The sequence below is a fragment of the Nibrella viscosa genome, from assembly GCF_039541875.1.
GTDB lineage: Bacteria > Bacteroidota > Bacteroidia > Cytophagales > Spirosomataceae > Nibrella > Nibrella viscosa.
Genome location: NZ_BAABHB010000013.1, coordinates 128925 through 150940, shown reverse-complemented (window position 1 = coordinate 150940; position 22016 = coordinate 128925). Strand labels below are relative to the sequence as shown.

Genomic DNA, 22016 nt, shown 5'->3' with positions numbered 1-22016 from the left:
TACTCTTCACATCAGGGTTTGATTCATCCGTCAGGTGAGACAAAATTGCCCCACTCAGTATATACAGTAAAACTATGTTGATACAGTACTCCAGCCGACTTACTCGTTTGGCGGGTAGCGTGTTGCTTTTTAGGTTGTACTGAAAACCGTTGGCAGCGTTGTAAACAGCATTACCAGGTAGGGGGGCTATACTTTGCATAACGTCAGCTTTTAATAACCAGATTAATACGGGTGAACATGACCGTAACTGTGCTTCTGAATCCTAGTAAATTATAGCGCAGTTCAAATGCCAGTAAGACAATAGCTGCAACGCTATTCTTCACCAGAATGTAGAGAATCAGGTTGGGAATAGGCACAAACGAAAGACCCAGGTAAATAATCGTTAGTAAACCGATTAATGCCCCTAACCGACGGTAATCAGGTTGAGGCATTTTCATGTAGATTCTCCCAAGAAAGAAGCTCAACAGGTAAATCACCACATACGAAATGAGGGTTGCATAAGCAGCGCCCATCAGTTGAAATTTTTCCAGCAGAACCACATTGATCAGAATATTTATGACAGAGCCGGCTAAATAGATCAGCGCCAGGCTCTTTGTCTTCTCTTTAAACTGAAAGGCATTGTTATAATGGTACACAGTTACTCCGTAGAAGATTGTCCCGATAATAATGTAAGGCATTATATCCAGGGCGGTTTTCCGGTATGCTTCACCTAAGACGATGGTGACAAGTTCCCGTGCGTTAATGACCAGGAAGAACGCCAGGACAATGGACGCCAGCGTTAGTATATTTATATTTTGTTGTAATTTATGCTGTAGGTCACCCGCTGCCTTTTGTTCATAGCTTTTAATTAGCTTCGGGTAATTAGCCAGATTTATGATCAGAAAGGGAATCCAGATTACCTGTTTAAACAAATCATAGCTCGTGGCGTATAGGGAGGCTTTTTCAACGCTTAAGTATTGCGCAATCAGGATTCGGTCGATAACATTATTGACATAGCTGGAGGCCAGCATGATTGCCAGCGGCAAGCCAAACATCAACAGGTTTCGTAAACTCTCTTTTCCGGCGTAAGCTGTACTCGCTGTTAGATAGTTACTTCTGAAGACTGCTAAGGGAAGTAACATGGATAAAATATAGGCTATGCAAATAGCTTCTGACGTTCTGAACGTGTAGACCAGAGAAATCGACAGGACAAAAAACAGGACAGCCCGAAAAGCCTCGGTTTTCGCATATACTTTAGAGGCTAATGACGATCGGTGTAATTCCAGGTTTATATCGTACACCGAAAACACCGCCAGGCATCCAAACCCGTACACGTATATTTTTGTATTCACGGCCGGGTTTGTAAAAAGAAAACCCACCAACAGTACCAACGAAAGCAGCAAAACAGCTACGGTCAGAAACATGATGGTTTTGATAAACGGCTCACGTCCGGAATCAGTATAGCGGTTAAAATAGCGGAGCAGTACCACCCGAATCCATTGAAAAAGCAGGGCGTTGCTAAGCATAACGCTGGCAAACAGCACATTGTATTCTCCCAACACCGCCGGCTCAAGCAGGTAGCTAAAAACCGACAGACAAACAAAATTTACGCCCGACGGGAGAAACTTGGCCAGGGAATAAAACAGCGTATCTTTTTTCACTCCGGTAGGGTTTATCTGAATGTATGGCAGGAAACACCATGTTTACCCGCCATACATCGTAGTAGGATAACGTATGTTAAACTTCCAGCGCTTTCTCTTCGGTGGTCCTGCTCTTCACCCCAATCGCGTAGTACGTAAAATCCATTTCAGACATCTGCTCGCTTTCGTAGATATTCCGGCCGTCGAAAATCACTTTGTTTTTCAGCAGCTTGGCCAGTACCTCAAAGTTAGGCGAACGGAACTCCGGCCACTCCGTAATCAGCAGCAGGGCGTCGGCGTCGATGCAGGCTTCGTAGGCGTCTCTGGCGTATTTGATGGTATCGCCAACGTGGTGTTTGGCCTCCGTCATGGCAACCGGATCATAGGCAATCACCTCGGCACCTTCTTTCAGTAACGCATCAATAATCACCAGTGATGGGGCTTCCCGCATATCGTCGGTATTGGGCTTGAACGACAGGCCCCACATCGCAAACTTTTTGCCGGCCAAGTCACCGAAGTGGCTTTTTATTTTGTTGTAGATGACCTCCTTCTGGGAGTAGTTTACTTCTTCAACGGCCTGTAGTACGCGCATGGGGTAACCGTTTTCTTCGGCGGTTTTAATCAGCGCTTTCACGTCTTTCGGGAAGCAGGAGCCGCCGTAGCCGATGCCGGGGTAGATGAACTTCTGCCCGATGCGCGTGTCCGACCCGATGCCTTTGCGAACCAGGTTGACATTGGCACCCATGATTTCGCACAGGTTGGCAATGTCGTTCATGAAGCTGATTTTGGTGGCCAGCATGGCATTGGCCGCGTACTTGGTCATTTCGGCCGACGGAATGTCCATGAAAATAATGGGGTGCCCGTTGAGCAGGAACGGCTTATACAACCGGCGCATGATCTCTTCGGCCCGCTCCGACTCCACACCGACCACAATGCGATCAGGCTTCAGGAAGTCATCAATGGCGGCTCCCTCCTTCAGGAACTCCGGGTTGGAGGCCACGTCGTACGGCACATACGTTCCGCGCTCATTCAGGGCGTTTTTGATAGCCTGGTCCACTTTCCGGGCAGTACCCACCGGTACGGTGCTCTTGGTGACCACCACCAGGTAGTCTTCCATGTAGCGGCCTACTTCGGTGGCTACGGCCAGCACGTATTTCAGGTCGGCGCTGCCATCTTCGCCCGGCGGAGTACCTACGGCAATAAACACCGCTTCGCAGTCTTTCAGGCTATCTTGTAACGAGGTTGAAAACTGCAGCCGGCCTTTCTCTACATTGCGTCTGACCATCTCTTCCAGACCCGGCTCATAAATCGGCATGATGCCGTTGTTCAATCCCTCAATTTTGGCGGTATTGATGTCGATACAAGTTACATCGATACCTACTTCGGCAAAACAAGTCCCAGTCACCAGGCCAACATAGCCGGTTCCGACAATAGCGATTTTCATGATGTAAATGTTTAAATTGTGTACATGTTGGATTAGATATATGGAAGGAGTTAAAACGCCTTTTTATCGCCCTGAATCATTTTCTGTACGGTCCACCAACAGATTTTCAGGTCCATAAGTAACGATCGCCGGCGGATGTAAAAATGGTCGAACCGTACCCGGTGTGCCATATCCATCCACTCGCGGGTTTCGCCCCGGCAGCCTCGCACCTGGGCCAGGCCCGTAATGCCCGGCTTCACGCCATACCGGTCCCGGTACCCTGCCAGGGAGTCCCAATACTGGGCATCTAACTGGATCGGATGCGGGCGCGGCCCCACAATGCTCATATCGCCCATCAACACGTTCAGAAACTGCGGCATCTCGTCCAGATTCGTGCGCCGGAGAAAACTACCGGTAGCGGTTATACGCGAGTCGTTTTTCACGGCCTGCTTAAAGGTCGCGTTCCGGTCGTAGGTCATGGTCCGGAATTTAAAGCACCGGAAAATACGGCCGTTTCGTCCGGTCCGCAGTTGCACGAACAGGATCGGCCCGGCAGAATCGAACCGGATGGCCAGCCCGATCAGCGGGATAAGCCACGACAGGATAAATAGAGCTACCAGGCTGGCCATGACTACATCAAACAGGCGTTTGCTCCAGTCGCTCTTTTGCTCCAGCAGCAACTGGTCGCTTTCTTCGACATAAGTTGAGGTACGTACGGTGGAGGGTAGGCTAAGCATGGGATGTTTTCGTTTGGGGTACGTTATTTTTTATTCTCGTAGTAGCTGTTGCCGTAGCTCCCGTAGCTGTAGTAGTATGATTCTCCTTCACCAACAGCGTTCAGAATGACGTTTAGCCGCTGGAACCGTTGTTCCCGGAACAGGGTGTCGATCATCTTCAGTGAATTTTTGGGTGTGTGGTCGTGCCGGACCATGAACAGTGTCGTGTCGGCAAAGGGCGCAATAAGCTGCGCGTCGGTGACCAGCCCAATCGGGGGTGAGTCGACAATGATGTAGTCAAACCGTTCCCGTAGTTCCAAGAGCATTCGTTCGAGCTGAGGACTATTGAGCAATTCGGCCGGGTTCGGCGGGATCGGTCCGCAGGTAATAATCGAATAGTTTGGAAAACCGGGAATTTCCTGGAGCACTTCGTCCAGCGTGGCTTCCTGAATCAGGTAGTTGGAGATACCCATGTAATTCGGCATCTTCAGAGCCGCGTGGAGTTTGGGCTTCCGCAAGTCCATTTCCAGAATGACCGTAGGCCGATCCACCAGCGCCAGACTGGCGCCCAGGTTCAGCGACAGGAACGACTTGCCCTCCCCGCTGATACTCGACGTAAACAACACCACCTGACTGCCACCCGGCGTCGAGCGCAGGAACTGCAGGTTGGTCCGCAGCGTCCGGATCTGCTCGGCAATCACCGACCGTTTGTTGGATACCATCACCAACTGCTCCGGGTTACGGCTTTGCATAATCTCGCCCAGAATAGGCACCTGCGAGACACTCTCTATATCGGACCGGCGGCCCACCCGGTCGTTCAGCGCGTCGCGCATGGCAATAGCTCCCACCGGCAGCATCAGACCAAGCAGGCCAAACAGGAGGAAAACCAGTTTACGCACGGGCCGGATGGGCTCTTCGTCGGTGCTGGCAGCATCGATGGTGCGGCTATCCGCCACCGCCGAAGCATACGAGAGAGCCGTTTCTTCCCGCTTTTGCAGCAGGTACGTATACAAATTATTCTTAATGGCCTGCTGCCGGGTAATGTTCAGCAGCGTCCGCTCTTTGCTGGGAACGGTTCGGATCATCCCCTCCAGGCGCTGGTTGGTAGCCAGCAATTGCTGTTGCGTGCCGGTCAGCATCTTCTTCAGCGTTTGTACGTTTTCGGTGACGCTGGTGCGGGTGGCCTTGATCTGGCTGTCGAGGGACTGCAGCAGGGGGTTCACCTCTGAGGTGGTCCGCGCCAGGTGATCCCGCTGCAGTTCCAGATCGGTAAGTTTGCTGATCAGGCCCAGCAATACCGGGTCGTTCAGGCCGAGTGTCGCCGGCGCAACACCCCGATCGCCGGTCTTCTTATCCAGGTACTGCTCAACGTCTCCCAGGGCATTTAGTTGAATAGTGACCTGGTTCATTTGCGCGTCATTCTGCTGCACCGTCTGCAGGAAAGCCTGCGCCTGAGTACTCAGGTCGGTAATGCCCTGCGAGGCTTTGTAGTGCTCCACATCTTTCTCGACCGTAGAGAGCTCGCCAGAGATCAGCTGAAGCCGCTCTTCGATAAATTTGAGGGTATTGGCTGCTACCAGGTTTTTATCTTCCAGGGCGGCCCGGTTGTACTCGCCGATCAGGTTGTTCAGAATGGCTTCTCCTTTGGCGGGCACGGCATCTTCCAGGGTAAGCATCAGCACGGTCGACGCCTTCCCAGTCGCTTCCACTTTCAGGTTTTCCATGTATTTCCGGATGGTACGTGCCCGGGGCGACACCCGTACCACCATATCCGGCGTGGTATCGCTGAACGCCCTGCGCGGCTGAATACGGAGCATACCAAACGGCGTGTTCACGCTTTTGTTAAGCGGGTAAGGCTGCCCGTTGATCACAATAGAGCGACTGCCAATAAAGGCTATATCCAGGTCATGATCGTAAAGCGATGAGTGGGGCTGCTCAGGAATGATCCGGATCGGCGTATCCTCGTACACTTCACGGTTACCAAACATGGTGATCTGGAAGTAGCTCACATTCAGGCCGAGCTGATCCACAACCTTGCCAAGCAGCGTGTTTGATCTCAACACTTCAATTTCGTTTTCGACGACTTTGCTGGGCGCAAATATCTCCAGTTCCTTCAGGATGTTCTGGTCATTCATGCCCTTTTTCTCATCTTTCACCAGCAGACTGGCCTGAACTTTATACACCGGCTGCTGATACAACAGAAAGACATACGCACCGGCCGTTGCCAAAATCAATGAAAGCACAAACCACTTCCAATACTTCAGGTAACGCACCAGCACTGCCTTTAAACTAGGCGTACTTTCCACCTCCTCCATCTGGTACGGAGTATACGTATAATGGTTGGTCGACATAATTGTAGGTAGACAGAGATTATAGTATTCTGATTAGTAAAAGCGCAGGATAATTGAGATAAAGGATAACGCACTCAACACCGACGGCACCAGCTGCGACATCCGGTCGGCGGTTGCCACCCGGGCTTTTCCCGGCTCCACATACACCACATCATTCGGGTGCAGGTAGTAATACGGCGACCGGAAAAGATCCCGCCTGGTCATGTCGATATGCACAAATTCTTTCTTGCCGTTCTCCTCCCGAATCACCAGAACATTGTCCCGGCGACCATATATCGTTACATCGCCGGCCAGTCCCAGGGCTTCGGGCAGGGTGATCTGCTCGTTGGGAATATTCAGCAGCGACGGCCGGGCTACTTCGCCCAGTACCGACACTTTGAAATTCTGGTTCCGCACATTTACGGTGGGCTCTTTCAGGTACACCTTCAACTGCTCCCGGATGCGCTCTCTGGCTTCTACAGAGGTTAAATCCCGGACCGCAATCTTACCAATCAGCGGCAGCTCAATGTTACCGTCTTTGTCGACCAGGTAACCCGTAGTGCTGGGCAGAGACGATGGAGAAGCAACCGCCTGCGAGCGGTTATCTATAGAGGCAAAGGCCACATAGGGGTTAAAGTAAGTGGTAGCCTCTGCGTTCAGGCTGTTCACCTGAATAGACAGGATATCGCCCGGCTGGATTTTAGGCGCATACCGGGGCGTCAGCGTCAGCGTATCTTCCTCAGCGGGTTGGGCCTGGAAGTACGCCATCTTTTTTGACGATACACAGCCAATCAGCAGGCAGATCGAGAATAAACAGAAAACCAGGCGGCTACATAGCGGTAATAGTCTGGACGTTTGGCAGAGAGATGATTGTTCCATTGATGCTTCCGTTAGCAGGTTTATAATAAGTAGAGAGTAGGGTAAATAAGTAAGACTATATGACTTATTTGTTTACCGTTGACATAAAATTAGTCAATCATTTGTTTACTTACAATAGTTATCAGTAACAAAATATTTGTTCTATGAAAAATTCCTTGTATATTTTAAATTCATATAAGCAAAGTACAATTAAATTCAAAAAATGTACTAAATCATATGAAATAGAAGGCATATAACTGATTAGTTGGCGGCTTTTTTGAACCAAAATCAGTTACTTACGTTACTCTAATAATCGAATCACCTGCATATGACTGTTGGGCAAACCCTACAACTGCTATCTCCGCTACAACAGGCGCTGAAAGCCTGTAATGCCGGGGCCGTGCTGACCCTGACGCACGAGGGTGACCAGGCCGGCCGATTGGTGCTGGAAGTAACTGCTGATACGGAAATTGATCTGGAGCCGTTGTTTACGGTACAACATACCGGTTACCAAGTAGCGAACCTGCTTATTCTGAAGAAGCCGGATGGAGTGAAGGCGTTTATTGCCCTATGGCTGGTCTGAACTACAGGGTTGCCCGTTTTTACCGAAGTTTAAGCACAACAACCGAGCGATTGTAAGCGCCAAAACAGCCAATACCACCCACTATATTGGTGGTGATGAGCACAGGTTCGGCAAAGGGGTTGCCGTCGGTAGCATCCTGCCGCTGTACCGATTCGTGGTACGCGTAATAGTTGGGATCGAGGTGCAGCAGCGATACCGCCACCGAAGCCGTTCGGTATAAGCGGCCGAAGGTCTGCGACGGGGCCGTGGTGGCCTTGCCGCCATCCAGATAACCCCGACCTGAGTCCAGCAGGTTTCCATCCTGATCCTGGTCGGAGATAAGTAACTTTCCGTTGAACTCCCCCTCAAAAGACAAGGGCTGCACCGCCGACACGCCGGGCGTCTGCGCACTTACCGAACTGAATAGCCCTGAGGGCCGGTAGTAATTTTTCTGACCGGCTGGATCCTGCCACCGCAGACGCATAAAATACCGCTTCCCCTGGCTCGGCCAACTGGTTGTCAGCGAATCGAACTGAATACCGGCAAGCGGTACCGGCCGTGGTACGGCACAAGTGCCGACGGCTTTCTTACCGTCGGGTGTTGTTACGGTCAGGGTGTATGTTTTTCCGGCTTCGATGGGGAACTGACTCGCCCTGACACTGTAGTATTTATTCTTTAAATCATAGGTGAATGTCACTGTGCGCGATCCTTCGGCCAGCCGTACGGTGGCGTTGGTCACCTCCGTCGATTTACTGTCGGCGCTCAGAATCGGCCGGGTTACGGTTACTTTAGCGGTCAATATGGTATCCTGGGGGGCAATAAAGCAAACCACCGTCAGTTTGGCAGGCTGGCTGATCAGTGCAACCGGCCTTACCTCCTGCTCTAACCGGTTACAACTTAACAGGCCTAAAACCAGCAAGCTCAGTAGTGTTGTCTTCATAGGTACAGCGTCTACAGGCGGAATTTATAACTCACCGACGGCAACAGCGAAAATACCGAATACTTATATAATACGGTCTGGGGCGATTGTCCTGGCCCCCTTTCTTTGGTTCCGAGGGCGTAGAAAAACGGATTTCGCTGATTGTAGAGATTATAGATACTAAACTCCCAGGTACGTTCATACTGCCTGCGGTACTTCCGGAACTGGAGGCTAAGGTCCATCCGGTGATAAGCCTCCGCCCGAAAACTGTTTTTCTGGCTGTAATCGATCACGGGCGACCCGCCATCAAACGGGGGAATGGTCAGTTTGCCGGCACCGGCCGCAGCAGTACCTTCGTGGAGGTAGGCAATGTACCGGCCCACCGGCACCGTCAGGGCGTTACCGGTGCCGTATACCCAGGTAACCGATAAAACAATCCGGGGTGTAAGGGTATAGGTACCTACCAGTGAAACATCGTGCCGGCGGTCGTATTTCGGATAAAAGGGCTGCCCTTCGTTCAGTTCGGCAAATTGCCACTGCGTCCGGGAGAGTGTGTACCCTAACCAGCCGGCCAGCCGGCCCACTTTTTTCTGGAGCAGCACTTCGGCCCCGTACGACCAGCCTTTCCCGGCGGTAACATTGTTTTCCCAACCACCCGGATTACCCGATTCGAGAGTGTTTAGCCGGAGAAAACTGGCTCCCTCGCGGTAGCTGATGATCTGATCCATCGTTTTGTAATACCCTTCTACCGTGAGCGTCCAGTCCTGCTCAGGAAAATCCTTGGCTATGCCCAGGGCTGCCTGCCAGGATTGCTGGGGTTTGATCCGGTTGGTGGTTGGCACCCACAGATCCGTCGGGAACCCGGTGCCGGTGTTGGACAGCAGATGCACGTACTGGTTCATCACGGCAAAGGATGCTTTTACGGACAGATCCGGCAGGAGCAGACAGGCCGCCGACAAGCGGGGTTCGGGACGGAGGTAATGCCGGTTTCCGTAGAGAAAATGGCTGAGTCGCAGGCCGGTATTCAACCGCCAGCGGCCTTCCGGACGCCAGGCGTCTTCCAGGTAGATCCCCGACTCGAGCACATCAGTCGATATCACCTGATTTTTTGCAATGGTAACACCCCCGTCTTTCACCACAATGGCATCGGGGGTAAACCGGTGGAACGTTGTTTTCAGCCCGAACCGGAGGGTATGCCGGGGCGAAGGATAAAAATCAAAATCCTGCTTCAGGCTAATGTCGCGAATGGCCGAGTTATAGCTTAAACTATACACCGACAGGGGTGCATCACTGGCCGGGTTCCGGTCCCGCTGCTCAATTATGAACCGGTAATTACTGAACACCAGTGAGGTATTGGCAAACAACCGCTCCGAAAACAGGTGGTTCCAGCGCAGGGTAGCCGTGGCGTTTCCCCAGTTGAGCCCGGCATCAATAGGCCGGTTTCCGTTCGTGGGAGACTGGCTCCGGAACTGGTCGTGTCCTAGATACCCGCTGACGTATACCTTATCGCGTTGCCCAAACTGGTAGTTCAGCTTGGCGTTTATATCGTAGAAATAGTAGTTTGGGATTAGCCCCTCGGTCCGGAATGCCTTTGACAATGGCTGCGCCAGGGCATCCAGATACGTACGCCGGACTGCTACCAGAAACGATGATTTATTTTTCTGTAGCGGTCCCTCCACGGTTACGTTCGACGCTACCACGCCTATGCCCCCCTCCAGGTGCAGTTGCTGCTTGTCGCCTTCTTTCATATTCATCTCGATCACCGACGACAACCGCCCGCCGTAGCGTGCCGGAAAGCCGCCTTTGATCAGTTCTACGTTTTTCAGGGCGTTGCCATTGAACACCGAAAAGAAGCCAAACAAATGCTGGGCATTATACACCAGCGCATCGTCGAGGATCAGCAGATTCTGATCGGGTCCTCCCCCGCGAACGTATAAACCGGTACTTCCTTCCGACCCTTTCTGCACACCGGGCATGAGCTGAATAACCTTGATAACATCCTTCTCGCCCATCAGGGCCGGCAAATTCCGGATCTGGTCGATAGGTACCCCGATCTGACTCATCTGCGCATCGTCGCTCACCCGGTTTTTGTCGCGGGAGGCCGTTACAACCACTTCGGTCAGCTCCTTACTGTTAGGAATAAGGGTTACATTGAGCGCAACGTTCCGGTGCAGCGCCACCAGATACGTAACGGACTGGTAACCCACAAAAGAAAACGTAACCGTAACGCTGTCTCGGGCGGGTATGGTCAGCGAAAAAAAACCGTAAGTATTAGTGGTTGTACCCAGGGTAGTACCCGGCACATACACACTGACGCCAACCAGTGCCTCCTGACTCCCACGCTCAGCAACGTAGCCATTGAGAGTAACCTGAGTCTGTGCCGTTAAACAATAAGGTAAACCGAAAAATAAAAGTACGACAATAACGCAACGCATTGAAAATCTGTTAACAATAGCAGCTTATACATTCCAGGTTGACCAGAGCGAAACACTCCGGCCCAATACACGACAAGTATCCATTCCTGCCTGCCCGAATCCTCAGGCCGCAGCTTTGCTGCTGAAGGCCGCCTTGCACCGGCCGCTGGCCACCTGTTCTGCGCGCCGGCAAATTCCTTTAACCACTTTTGCCGTAGCGGGCCATCCATACGATCGCACCAGATAGGTATTCACTCCATACTCTTCCACCAGCCTGATCAGGCACGCACTTTGGTATTGACTGTATACGGTAAGCGGAATATGGCGGGTAAGCGGATGTCGCTTCAGCAACGATACAATATCCAGAGCCGGCTGGTAACCCATATCCAGGTCGAGCAGAATATGGGAGAACAACCTGTTTTCGCTCATCTGGCTCAGGTACTGTTCTACATAGAAGTCAAACATCGTGGTCAGCCCTTCAACCAGTAACTGTTCTTTTGCGAAACTTCGTCTGATCTGTAGCAGATCCTCCGGATTACTGGTAATGACAAGTAAGCAGGTAGAAATTTCCATATATAACGACATTAGGTTGGAAAAGATGTAAATACATAGAATAAATACACCGCGAATTACTTACCTAAATGTATACCACAAGCAATATGAGGTAACTCCTGCTTAAAAATTTTAATCAACATTTAACATCAACCGAAATAGAACCCTCTCCTGATAATCAGCGCTTTACTCAAAAAAACCATCAATCTGAAGCCCAGGCGGGCAGCCCTTTTCGCGCTTTCAGACCCCTGATATCTTCTGAGTATTACCAACTATTAGAAAAACTCTAAGGTCGTTTATCCAACTTAATCTATAAACTATCCAAGACCGGATCCGGTAAAAGCGAAAATAACGGTGGGGGTGCCAGACAAACCAGCAGGAGGGGAACTACCTCAGTAGGGTTCTCCGGATTGGGAGCCGGCTTAATCAACGGGTAATTGGCTACAATATAGTCCTCACGGTTCCTCTCTATAAGAGTATGACGACTACCGTAGGTAAACGTCTGCCGGGTACTGTCGTTTATCCAGCAATCATTTCCCAACTGACTAGTTACTAATCGGGTTGAATCTGTGTAGACCATAAGGCGCATCAGATAGCGCCCGGCATTGGCGGTGCTCGTTTGTTCCATACCTCAGTTTGTTTCGCAATCAATTAAGCCGATCAGACAGGTCAAATTAACCATTTTGTTTACTAATATCAAAATAAGTAAATAAATTTTTTCATCTATTCGTTAATATTTCAGTAGAATACATCAAATTAGGAGCATACTTCGAAGTTTTCCCTGCGTTCTTCCCCAACCATACTCACTATATTGTTAACTAACCTAAATTTCTTAAGCCTCACTAGCCGCATCAACAAAAAAAAAGTTTCCGTTTTTATTAAACGGTTAACAGTTAATTGAAAATTAATACTATATTAGCGTCTGTATTGCCAAATACCGTTCCACTTATAAACATTTCAGGTCATGAAAACCATCATTCTGTTACTGCTACTGGTTGTTTCTGCAACTACGTATGCCCAGGAGACTGCCCCTCCGGCAAAGGGAGACAATGCGATTTTGGTCAGGACCAGCCTGACCGATGAAGATGCGTATGAAATGATCCGTGTCCGGCTTCAGGAGCTCGGCTACCCATTTCAGGAGAACAAGGCTGCGCTTACGATCACTACCGGCAATGTTCCGGTAGATAATAAACCGTCTTACCAGGTAGCTACCGTCATTACCGTATCGCAGGGAACCATCACCCTGTCGGGTAAACTTACTACGCTGTTTGAGGGCACACCGGCAACATTTCCGATCCAGTATACCAAAGCGAACTCCAGCATGTACCGGTACGGTTTCAGAGCGCTGGAGGACCTGGGCAAATCGCTGGAAAACAGCCTGGCTGGTGGCCTGATGGCTTACAGCAAATATTGATGTACGCTCTACCAAAAGCAAAAAGGCAGCCATTGGCTGCCTTTTTGCTTTTAGACGTATCTGAACCAGGTCTAGATTTTCACTGCCTGCCGGGCCAGCAGCTTCCAGTCGTTTTTCTGCTTCACAAAAACGAGCAGCACACCCAGTTTGGTCTGCCCCGGCGTGCCGTTGTTTTTCGTTTCGGCCGTTAATTTGTGCCGCACCCAGGCCGTTTTGTCGACGATAGTCATGGTCTGATCGCTCAACTCGATGGTCACAAAATCTGATGATCCGTTGAGCAGCGCCTTGACAAAGGCATCCTGATTTTCGATCAGGCCGTTAGAGTGACCATAGCTCAGTTCGCGGGCGGTAATGGCCTCCAGCGTCGCCTTGTCGGGATCGATCATGGCTTTGCGGAGTCGTTCAACCGCCTGCGCTATAGCCTGCTCGTCTTTGGGGTTGGTAAACGTAAAGCTGGTCAGCAGCAGCGCACCGGCTACCAGCAGGGTTTGAAAAACAGATCGAATGTGTACCATGTTCGGTTAATGGTTAGGACCCGCAAAATAGCACATAAATCAATAAGCTGCTATCTACGACTTCACCGCCAGGGGCTTTAAGCCCGTTAAATCGGCAATATTCACCGCCTGACCCGACTCTACACTCTTGCGGGCGGCAATACCAACCAGAATGGCCATGGCTCCGTCGCGGCTGCCCGCCGACTGCCGATAGGTATCTTCGGCGGCCGGGTTGCGGAAAATCTTGTCGCGCAGCCGGGCATCGCCCCCGCCATGCCCTTCGGCCTGCGGTACCCGGATGTACTCTACCTTGCCGAAATTGTGCGAGACCATGATTTCGTCGTACGGCTCCAGGGTCATTGCCCCGGATTCTTTGATCCAGGCTTCAATGCGGCCGTTGGTGCCGTTAAACGCAATGCGGTAGCCTTCGTAGGGCGAATAGGTCGTGAGCGAGTAGCTGACCTGCACCCCGTTGGCGTAGCGGATGGTGGCCGCCATTTTGTCGTAAATGTTCACATCCTCCTTGAACACGCAGCCGTCACGGAGGTAGCCGTCATATTTTTCATTATCTACATACAGGGCGGTCAGGCGCTTGTCTTTGTTGATGTCCCAGTAAAACTTGCATGCCGACTTATGGGGGCACGGCCGGCAGTTGGTCGAGCGGAACTTGCCATTTTTGCCGTAATGCTCCAGGGCGGCATTGGCGTATACCGTCTCCGGCTCCGACTCCAGCCACCAGTTAAGCAGGTCGAAGTGGTGACTGGCCTTATGCACGAACAACGAGCCGCTGTTCTCTTTCAGCCGGTGCCAGCGCCGGAAGTAATCGGCCCCGTGGCGGACATCCAGGTACCAGTGAAAATCGACCGAGGTGATCTTACCCACCACCTCCTGCCGCAGCAGTTCGTACAGTTTCTGGCGGTGGGGGGAGTAGCGGTAATTGAAGGTCACCGTTACTTTTTTGCCCGTGCGCTTCTCGGCGTCCAGAATAGCCCTGCACTTGGTTTCGTCGGTGGTCATGGGCTTCTCCGTAATAATGTCGGCTCCCATTTCCATGCCCTTGATGATAAAATCATGGTGGGTACCGTCTACGGTGGTGACGATGAGCATATCAGGTTTGGTCTGCCGCATCATCTCCTCAAAATTGGTGAAGGTCGGGCAGTTGACGCCCAGCATCTTCCTGGCCGTTTCCATCCGGCCCTGGTTGACATCGCACAGTCCGACGAACTCGACAATATCACCAAATTCTTTCACCACCGGCACACCCCACATACTGGTGCCCCGGTGGCCTGTGCCAACCATCGCTACTTTGCGTTTCGCCAGGGGCCGACCCAGGGCGTCAAGTCCACTAAGCGCGGCCAGTCCGGCAGCCGCCAGCGTTGATTGCTGAATAAATGTTCTTCTGGAGAGGGAGAGTTCGTTTGTCATGGGGTTGGGGTTTCAGGTTCCAAGTTTCAGGTTCCAAGTTTCAGGTTTCAGGCTTCAGCGGGGCCGCCCGGCGGTTCCAGGTTTCAGCGAGGCCACCCGGTTCCAGGTTAGATGTGGCGAAGCCAACTTGAAACTTGGAACGTGAAACCTGGAACATTCTACTCAGCGCCTGCACCATCACCGGCGCACCAATGTACAGTGGCGTGCGCTGGTGGAGGCTGTGCGGGTCAATGTCGAGAACAGGCTGGGTACCGTCGGTGGCAATGCAGCCGGCCTGTTCGGCGAGAAAGGCGAGCGGAAAGCCTTCGTACAGCAACCGCAGTTTGCCCTGCGGACTTTTCACCGTGGGCGGGTACAGATAGATACCCCCTTTCAGCAGGTTCCGGTGAAAATCGCCCACCAGCGAGCCGATGTACCGGGCGGTGTACTGCTTTCGGCGACAATCGGTCAGATAGGCTTTGACCGACTCGTCGTACAGCTCCCAATTCCCATCGTTGCAGGAATAGATGCTGCCGTCTTTCGGGCTGGTAATATCGGGGTGCGAGAGAATGAACTCACCCAGGGAGTTATCGTAGGTAAAGCCGTTGACCCCGCAACCGGTGGAATACACCAGCATGGTGGAGGAGCCGTACAGGATATACCCGGCCGCTACCTGCTTCCGGCCGCTTTGCAGACAATCGACCATTGTCGGCAGCGTCCCTACCGGTGTTACCCGGCGGTAGATGGAGAAGATGGTGCCGATGGATACGTTAACATCGATGTTGGAGGAACCATCGAGCGGATCGATGGCCACGATGTATTTGCCGTTTTGATTGCCGGTGTAGATAATATCCTCCTCTTCTTCGGAGATGATGGCGCAGGCTTCTCCCCCGTTTTTCAAGGCCCGTTTAAAGCGGATATTGGCAATCACATCCAGTTTCTGCTGGCTTTCGCCCTGCACGTTCTGGCTGCCCATACCGCCGGTGAGGTCGATGAGGCCGGCCCGGTTTACCTCCCGGTGAATGATCTTGCCGGCCAGGGCAATATCGCGCAGCAACTGCGACAGCTCACCCGTGGCAAACGGAAACGAGCTTTGCTTGTGCATAATGTACCGGTCGAGCGTAACGCCGACGGGCAAAGCCAACGAAGGAATAGAGGCAGATTCCATGTATTTAGCCATTAAACGGTTACCATTGACGGGGCACCGGCATGTACCTGGGTACCGAAGCCAAAATACGTTTTAGCGTTGCCGTAGCAGATGTTTTGCACAATCTGTCCGATCCACGTCATATCGTCGGGCAGTTCGCCGTTTTCCATGTCGTTGCCGAACAGGTTACAGAGAATACGGCGGAAGTACTCATGACGCGGGTACGACAAAAAACTGCGCGAGTCGGTGAGCATACCCACAAACCGACTGATCAGGCCCATAGTAGACAAAGCATTCATCTGCCGTTCCATACCATCCTTTTGGTCGAGAAACCACCAGCCGGAGCCAAACTGTACCTTGCCCGCCACTGATCCGTCGTTGAAGTTGCCGATCATGGTCGCCATCAGCTCATTGTCGGCCGGGTTCAGGTTGTACAGAATGGTTTTGGCCAGTTTATCGTTGGTGTCCAGTCGGTTGAGAAAGGTAGCCAGCGCCCGTCCCTGTGCGAAATCGCCGATGCTGTCCCAGCCGGTATCGGGACCAAGCCGTTGCAACATGCGGGAATTGTTGTTGCGCAGGGCACCCAGGTGGAACTGCTGCGTCCAGCCTTTCTCCCAATCCATTTCGGCCAGATACACCAGCATCGCCGACTTAAATGTCAGCACCTCCATACCCTCCAGCGGCCGGCCTGAACGTATCTTACTGAAAATAGCCTGAATCTCGCTATCGCGATACTCCTCCGCATAGATTTGCTCCAGCCCGTGATCCGACAGCTTACAGCCCATTACTGCAAAAAAATCGTGGCGGTTGCGGAGCGCGGTCAGAAAATCGTTCAGCGTACTGATCGCAATACCCGATGCTGCTTCAAGTCGGGCCACGTAGGTATTAAACGCCGTACTGTCTTCCACCGCCATCGCTTTATCGGGCCGGAAGGTGGGGAGAACATTGATCCCGAACCCGTCTTCGGCAATTTTCAGGTGGTGTTCCAGCGTGTCCACGGGATCGTCGGTGGTGCAAACCGTCTCGACATTCATCCGGCGGAGCAGGTTCCGCACCGAGTAGTCACTCGTCTGCAGTTTCTCGCTGCATTCGTCGTAGATGCGCCGGGCGGAATTGCCGTTCAGGATGTTCGTTACGCCGAAGTAGCGTTGCAACTCCAGGTGCGTCCAGTGGTAGAGCGGATTACGCACGGTATAGGGGACAGTCTGCGCCCATTTTTCAAACCTGGCGTAATCCGACTGGTTGCCGGTGCAGTAGCTTTCATCGACGCCATTGGTGCGCATGGCCCGCCATTTGTAATGATCGCCGTAGAGCCACACCTGCGTCAGGTTGTCAAACTGCTTGTCATCGGCAATCTGATCGGGCGGCAGGTGGCAGTGGTAGTCGATAATCGGCATTGCCTTCGCAAACTCATGGTACAGCACCCGTGCCGTCTCGGTTTGCAGCAGAAAGTCTTCGTTCAGGAATTTTTTCATCGGAAAAAGTTTGAGGTTTGTAGTTTGAGCCGGGCGGCCGTCAGCCCGCCAAAGCGGTGCCGTTTGAGGTTAGAAGAGTGCGTCAGCCAACTTCAAACCTTAAACGTCAAACGTCAAACTAAAGAGACACCCCCCGTTTCCAGGGGATAAAATCGTCTTGTCCGTGGCGAACGGCGCTAACTTCCTGTTCGCCACTGGCCACTTGTATGATGTAATCGAGAATGCGTTCGCCCGCCTGTTGGATGGTTTCGTCACCGTCGATGATGGTGCCGGTGTTAATGTCGATGATGTCGGGCATCCGGCGGGCCAGGGCGGTGTTGCTGGACAGTTTGACAACGGGGGCAATGGGATTACCGGTCGGCGTACCCAGGCCCGTGGTAAACAGCACAAGGGTAGCACCGGAGCCCACCTCAGCCGTGGTCGATTCCACATCGTTGCCCGGGGTGCAGAGCAGATTCAGACCGGGCTTTGTCACGGGCTCCGGATAATCCAGCACGGCCACCACGGGCGACGTACCGCCTTTTTTAGCCGCTCCCGCCGATTTCATGGCGTCGGTGATCAGCCCGTCACGGATATTTCCGGGTGACGGATTCATGTCAAACCCGGAACCCACCGCCTGCGCTCGTCGACTGTAAGCCTGCATCAGACCCGTAAATCGGGTCGCCGTTTCGGTATTGACGCAGCGGTCGCACAGTTCCTGCTCTACCCCGCATAGTTCCGGAAACTCCGCCAGAATAACCGTGCCGCCGAGGGCCACCAGCAGGTCTGAGGTGTAGCCCACGGCCGGGTTGGCCGAGATTCCGGAGAACCCATCGGAGCCCCCGCATTCCAGCCCCAGCGTCAGCTTACGCAGCGGAGCCGGCCGGCGCACGTTCGTGTTGGCCAGCATCAGCCCGGCGAAGGTTTGCCGCAGCGCCTGGCTGATCAGCGATTCTTCTGTCCCTATTTTCTGTTGTTCCAGCACAACCAATGGTTTGGCAAACTGCGGGTCCCGCTTCTGAATCTCTTCCTGTAAAATAGCCACCTGCGCGTTCTGGCAGCCCAGACTCAGTACCGTAGCACCCGCCACGTTGGGGTGCATAATGTATCCGGCCAGCAGCCCGCACAGCGCCTGCGCATCCTGCCGGGTCCCTCCGCAGCCGCCATCGTGGGCCAGAAACTTCACGCCGTCGACGTTCGGAAACAAGCGGGGTTTTACCTCTTCGGCGAGGGCACTTTGCAGGTCGGCCTGTAAGATTTCCTCCACGGTTTTGCCGGCCTGCATCATCCCGATCAGCTCCTGCGTCTGGCGCTGGTAGGTATGCCGGCGGTTGTAGCCCAGGTCATTCACCAGCGCTTCTTCCAGCACCTGAATATTGCGGTTTTCGCAGAACACCAGCGGTATCACCAGCCAGTAGTTAGCTGTGCCAACGGTACCGTCGGCGCGGTGATAGCCCATAAAGGTTCGCTCCTGCCAGCGATCTACCGCCGGAGCCGGCCAGCTTACCTGTTTAGCGGCTTGCGCGTAGGTATTGGTAGCGTGTTGCACATTAAAGGTCGTCAGTAAGCCCCCGGCGGGTATCCGGCCTTTGGCTTTGCCTACCAGTACTCCGTACATGGTAATGCCATCGCCCGGCTCAAACGCTTGGGTAGCCAGCTTATGTTTCGCCGGAATGGCTTCCGCAATCAGGTACTCAAATCCCGCCCACTGCACGGTCTGGCCCGGCTGCAGATCCGCCAGGGCGACCAATACGTTGTCGTTCGGGTGTATTTTAAGGATGTTCGTTTTCATTTGTCTACAAAGACCGGCTTATTCAATACAGTGGCTACGGTGGCATACACGCCTTTGTCGAGCATTTGCCGCAGGTAGTCCCGCACAGCCTCCCCGAAGCCCGGCAGCGGGGTTAGGTCGTGTCCCCACAAAGATTTGTTATGCAGCACCGTTTGGGTCAGGTCGTCGGGCGACAGCCGCGCCCACAAATCGGCAAAGTACCCGGCTTTTTCGTCCTGAATCAGGTATTCGTGACCCTCGCGTTCACCGTACCAGCCCTCGTCCCGGTAGCTGCTGCCCTTCATAAACAGCAGGTAAGCCGCAAAGCCCAGCGCTATGTACTGCGGCACCACGCCATACTGCCGGTAATAGTGCAGCAAGGTGGGTATGTTCCGCATCTGCATTTTCATGGTGTATTGCATGGAAATAGACAGCCAACGGTGTTCGATATACGGGTTACGAAAACGATCCTGCACCTCCAGCCCGAACCGCTGCGCCACCTTTTCGTCGACCGGATACGGAATACCCGGCACCAGTTCGGCCAGCATCAGATGGCTCAGGAAAGCGGCTACGCATTCATCCTCCATCGCTTCGCGCACGGTGTCGAAGCCAGACAGGAGCGCCAGGGCACAGCTTAAAGTATGCGTCCCGTTCAGCAGACGAAGTTTCAGCTCCCGAAACAGATCGATATTCGGGCGGATAAACACTCCTTTATCGGCCTGGTGAAACGACAGTACCGATTGTACCCGCTCGTCGCCTTCAATGGCCCAGAGCCGGTAGGCTTCGGCAATCGTCAGCAGTTCATCTTCGTAGCCAAGCTGGTTGGTCAGCGCGTGGCGGGTAGCGGCATCAGGACGGCCGGGCACGATCCGGTCAACCAGCGAGTTGCAGAAGACGTTGGCGGTCTCGAGCCAGTCGATAAACTCGCTGTCCAGTTCGTTGCGGTGGGCCAGTTCCAGCAAGATAGCCTCCAGCACCCGCCCATTGTTGGGAATCAGCTCGGTCGGAACAATCACCATGCCTTTGTCTTTGGCTCCCTCGAAGGCCCGGTAACGGGCGTAGAGAAACGCCAGGAGTTTGCCCGGAAACGACACCGGCGGTTGGCTCCGGATGTTGTCCTGCACCAGTTGAAGCCCCACTTCCGTCACATTGGAGATAACCACCTCCATGAGCGGATTTGCCGCGCAGGCCAGAATCTCTTCCCATTGACTTTTTGCCGACAGCACCCTACTGATAGCCGCACAAACGGCATTTTCTTCCACAATCCGGCGCTCCTCGACCCCCCGGATGCAAAGGGTATACAAGCCGTCCTGCCGGTCAAAGGCCGTGGCATCACCGGCATCAGTCGATTTAACGACCACGATACGGCCATTGAACAGGCCCTGCCGGTTGGCTTTATCGATAAAATAATCGGGCAGACCCCGTAGCAGCACACCGGTGCCAAACTGTAAGACCCGCTCCGGCAGGTTCATCAGCCGCTCCAGGGCGATCGTCTCCTGCTGAGACAGTGCCTGATGGCGCAAGAAGTTGAATGATAGCTGAATCATAAATGTATTAGTCCCGGTCTATGGTTTTCACTTTTTTGAGATGGATTGCCGATTAGGATTTACCAGACCGCCATTTGGTTTACCTAAGCTTACGAGGTATTCGGCGAGAAATAAAATGCAGCCGCCAGTTTATTTGCGCAATCGTTGTCGGGAACGTTGCCAAAATTTTCTTTTTCCTATGAGTCTCTGCCTGCCAGTATATTTTATGGTAACTTGACTCCTTATAGAGAACATCGCAACAACTCGTTCAGCAAGTCAAAAATTGTACATTAACAAGAAAAGCCTGTGGAAGCCGTTACGATAAAAGATATTGCCCGGGCGCTCAATCTCTCCACCTCAACGGTGTCGCGGGCGTTGCGGGGGAGCTACGAAATTAATCCGGAAACCAAACGGTTGGTGATGGAATACGCCGAGCGCATGAACTACCGGCCTAATCCGATTGCGCTGAGCCTGAAGGAAAACCGTAGCCGGGCTATCGGCGTGATTGTCCCACAAATTGCCAACCATTTTTTTTCGCAGGCCATCAACGGTATCGAAGCCATTGCGTATAACCGGGGGTACCACGTTATCATTTTTCAAAGCCATGAATCATATGAACGAGAGGTCGTGACCGTGCAGCAGTCGGTCTCCCGGAAGGTAGACGGGCTGCTGATCTCACTATCGAGCCAGACCTCAGATGTATCCCACCTGAAAGAATTACAGGACAAAGGCTTCCCGCTGGTCTTGTTCGACCGGGTATCTGATCAACTGGATACGCCCAGGATCATAGCCGATAACTACCAGGGCGCATTTGAAGCGACGGAGCATTTGCTCCAGACCGGTCGACGGCGCATTGCCCACCTGACTATTCCGCCCTGGATGTCAATTACGCAGGAACGGCTGGCCGGCTACAAAGATGCATTAGCCAGTTACGATGTTCCGTTCGACGAAGATCTGGTGCGGTATTGCGGCTTCGGCGAGGACGTGGTAGGGCCGATGGTAGATGAGTTGCTGGCCGTGACTCCAGCTCCCGATGCATTCTTCACCGCCAGCGACCGCCTGGCTCTCGGCTGCCTGGCCGCGCTGCGGAAACGGCAGGTAGCTATCCCGGAGACGGTTTCGCTGATCGGCTTTACCAACCTGAACGTGGCCGATCTGCTGTCGCCCTCCATGAGCACGGTCATTCAGCCCGCCGTAGAGATCGGTCAGTTGGCCGCCGAGCGCCTGATCGAACTTATCGAACGTAAACAGAAAGCCGCGCCGGCGGGTACGGTTAAGATACCGGCCCGGCTGGTGGTGCGGGAGTCGTCGATCCGGGAACCTCCGGAATAACCAGTTTTTCTGTTCGTCCGAAAGACCGTTCAAAAACTAATATATTGTAAATTACTGATTTATTGCTTGTTTGCGTAAAAC

17 protein-coding genes are annotated in these 22016 nt (G+C 52.9%); 3 read left to right on the top strand and 14 right to left on the bottom strand.

The features are described 5' to 3' along the window. Positions 1-203: 203 nt before the first annotated feature. From ABD931_RS23780 to ABD931_RS23760, 5 genes are all read right to left on the bottom strand, one after another. Complete coding sequence (locus ABD931_RS23780) at positions 204-1640, bottom strand: lipopolysaccharide biosynthesis protein (protein ID WP_345270515.1); 1437 nt, start codon at positions 1638-1640, stop codon at positions 204-206. Positions 1641-1716: 76 nt separating this feature from the next. Next, positions 1717-3063, bottom strand: a complete 1347-nt coding sequence (locus tag ABD931_RS23775; protein ID WP_345270514.1) for a UDP-glucose dehydrogenase family protein — start codon at positions 3061-3063, stop codon at positions 1717-1719. Between the two features lie 50 nt (positions 3064-3113). After that, entirely contained in the window at positions 3114-3779 is a 666-nt protein-coding gene (locus ABD931_RS23770) for a sugar transferase (protein ID WP_345270513.1), read from the bottom strand. 23 nt (positions 3780-3802) lie between these two features. Further along, positions 3803-6109 carry a GumC family protein gene (locus ABD931_RS23765; RefSeq protein ID WP_345270512.1) on the bottom strand — a complete coding sequence of 769 codons (2307 nt, stop codon included), beginning with the start codon at positions 6107-6109 and terminating at the stop codon, positions 3803-3805. 33 nt (positions 6110-6142) lie between these two features. Then, positions 6143-6967, bottom strand: coding sequence for a polysaccharide biosynthesis/export family protein (locus ABD931_RS23760; protein ID WP_345270511.1), 825 nt, complete (start codon positions 6965-6967; stop codon positions 6143-6145). A 307-nt stretch (positions 6968-7274) separates the two neighbouring features. Here ABD931_RS23760 and ABD931_RS23755 point away from each other — a divergent pair, with 307 nt between their 5' ends. Next, positions 7275-7529, top strand: a complete 255-nt coding sequence (locus ABD931_RS23755) for a hypothetical protein (protein WP_345270510.1) — start codon at positions 7275-7277, stop codon at positions 7527-7529. Between the two features lie 19 nt (positions 7530-7548). Here ABD931_RS23755 and ABD931_RS23750 read toward each other — a convergent pair whose 3' ends face one another. The 3 genes from ABD931_RS23750 to ABD931_RS23740 form a co-directional block, all read right to left on the bottom strand. Beyond that, on the bottom strand, positions 7549-8448 hold the full coding sequence (locus ABD931_RS23750) for a DUF4249 domain-containing protein (protein ID WP_345270509.1): 900 nt from the start codon (positions 8446-8448) through the stop codon (positions 7549-7551). An 11-nt stretch (positions 8449-8459) separates the two neighbouring features. Further along, positions 8460-10862 carry a TonB-dependent receptor gene (locus tag ABD931_RS23745; RefSeq protein WP_345270508.1) on the bottom strand — a complete coding sequence of 801 codons (2403 nt, stop codon included), beginning with the start codon at positions 10860-10862 and terminating at the stop codon, positions 8460-8462. A gap of 102 nt (positions 10863-10964) precedes the next feature. Continuing rightward, the gene (locus ABD931_RS23740; protein WP_345270507.1) at positions 10965-11414 is read right to left on the bottom strand and encodes a response regulator; all 450 of its coding nucleotides are present in this window, start codon (positions 11412-11414) and stop codon (positions 10965-10967) included. Between the two features lie 943 nt (positions 11415-12357). Between ABD931_RS23740 and ABD931_RS23735 the strand changes: the two genes are divergently transcribed. After that, complete coding sequence (locus tag ABD931_RS23735; RefSeq protein ID WP_345270506.1) at positions 12358-12807, top strand: hypothetical protein; 450 nt, start codon at positions 12358-12360, stop codon at positions 12805-12807. A 71-nt stretch (positions 12808-12878) separates the two neighbouring features. Here ABD931_RS23735 and ABD931_RS23730 read toward each other — a convergent pair whose 3' ends face one another. The 6 genes from ABD931_RS23730 to ABD931_RS23705 all read right to left on the bottom strand — a co-directional run bounded on the left by ABD931_RS23730 (position 12879) and on the right by ABD931_RS23705 (position 20624). Beyond that, positions 12879-13322, bottom strand: coding sequence for a nuclear transport factor 2 family protein (locus ABD931_RS23730; RefSeq protein ID WP_345270505.1), 444 nt, complete (start codon positions 13320-13322; stop codon positions 12879-12881). Positions 13323-13376: 54 nt separating this feature from the next. Then, on the bottom strand, positions 13377-14726 hold the full coding sequence (locus ABD931_RS23725) for a Gfo/Idh/MocA family protein (RefSeq protein WP_345270504.1): 1350 nt from the start codon (positions 14724-14726) through the stop codon (positions 13377-13379). A 40-nt stretch (positions 14727-14766) separates the two neighbouring features. Next, entirely contained in the window at positions 14767-15873 is a 1107-nt protein-coding gene (fbp, locus tag ABD931_RS23720) for a class 1 fructose-bisphosphatase (protein WP_345270503.1), read from the bottom strand. Positions 15874-15884: 11 nt separating this feature from the next. Next, positions 15885-17327: a glucuronate isomerase gene (gene uxaC / locus ABD931_RS23715; protein WP_345270502.1), complete on the bottom strand. Its 1443-nt coding sequence runs from the start codon at positions 17325-17327 to the stop codon at positions 15885-15887. Between the two features lie 118 nt (positions 17328-17445). Beyond that, complete coding sequence (locus tag ABD931_RS23710) at positions 17446-19098, bottom strand: UxaA family hydrolase (protein ID WP_345270501.1); 1653 nt, start codon at positions 19096-19098, stop codon at positions 17446-17448. Beyond that, entirely contained in the window at positions 19095-20624 is a 1530-nt protein-coding gene (locus tag ABD931_RS23705) for a tagaturonate reductase (protein WP_345270500.1), read from the bottom strand. The genes ABD931_RS23710 and ABD931_RS23705 overlap by 4 nt, the downstream gene beginning before the upstream one ends. A gap of 285 nt (positions 20625-20909) precedes the next feature. Here ABD931_RS23705 and ABD931_RS23700 point away from each other — a divergent pair, with 285 nt between their 5' ends. Continuing rightward, the gene (locus tag ABD931_RS23700; protein WP_345270499.1) at positions 20910-21935 is read left to right on the top strand and encodes a LacI family DNA-binding transcriptional regulator; all 1026 of its coding nucleotides are present in this window, start codon (positions 20910-20912) and stop codon (positions 21933-21935) included. Positions 21936-22016: the final 81 nt, after the last annotated feature.

Coding starts and splice junctions, on each gene's coding strand:
- ABD931_RS23775 (WP_345270514.1), bottom strand. CDS start 3,063: ATGAAAATCGCTATTGTCGGAACCGGCTATGTTGGCCTGGTGACTGGG.
- ABD931_RS23770 (WP_345270513.1), bottom strand. CDS start 3,779: ATGCTTAGCCTACCCTCCACCGTACGTACCTCAACTTATGTCGAAGAA.
- ABD931_RS23765 (WP_345270512.1), bottom strand. CDS start 6,109: ATGTCGACCAACCATTATACGTATACTCCGTACCAGATGGAGGAGGTG.
- ABD931_RS23760 (WP_345270511.1), bottom strand. CDS start 6,967: ATGGAACAATCATCTCTCTGCCAAACGTCCAGACTATTACCGCTATGT.
- ABD931_RS23755 (WP_345270510.1), top strand. CDS start 7,275: ATGACTGTTGGGCAAACCCTACAACTGCTATCTCCGCTACAACAGGCG.
- ABD931_RS23750 (WP_345270509.1), bottom strand. CDS start 8,448: ATGAAGACAACACTACTGAGCTTGCTGGTTTTAGGCCTGTTAAGTTGT.
- ABD931_RS23745 (WP_345270508.1), bottom strand. CDS start 10,862: ATGCGTTGCGTTATTGTCGTACTTTTATTTTTCGGTTTACCTTATTGT.
- ABD931_RS23740 (WP_345270507.1), bottom strand. CDS start 11,414: ATGGAAATTTCTACCTGCTTACTTGTCATTACCAGTAATCCGGAGGAT.
- ABD931_RS23735 (WP_345270506.1), top strand. CDS start 12,358: ATGAAAACCATCATTCTGTTACTGCTACTGGTTGTTTCTGCAACTACG.
- ABD931_RS23730 (WP_345270505.1), bottom strand. CDS start 13,322: ATGGTACACATTCGATCTGTTTTTCAAACCCTGCTGGTAGCCGGTGCG.
- ABD931_RS23725 (WP_345270504.1), bottom strand. CDS start 14,726: ATGACAAACGAACTCTCCCTCTCCAGAAGAACATTTATTCAGCAATCA.
- fbp (WP_345270503.1), bottom strand. CDS start 15,873: ATGGAATCTGCCTCTATTCCTTCGTTGGCTTTGCCCGTCGGCGTTACG.
- uxaC (WP_345270502.1), bottom strand. CDS start 17,327: ATGAAAAAATTCCTGAACGAAGACTTTCTGCTGCAAACCGAGACGGCA.
- ABD931_RS23710 (WP_345270501.1), bottom strand. CDS start 19,098: ATGAAAACGAACATCCTTAAAATACACCCGAACGACAACGTATTGGTC.
- ABD931_RS23705 (WP_345270500.1), bottom strand. CDS start 20,624: ATGATTCAGCTATCATTCAACTTCTTGCGCCATCAGGCACTGTCTCAG.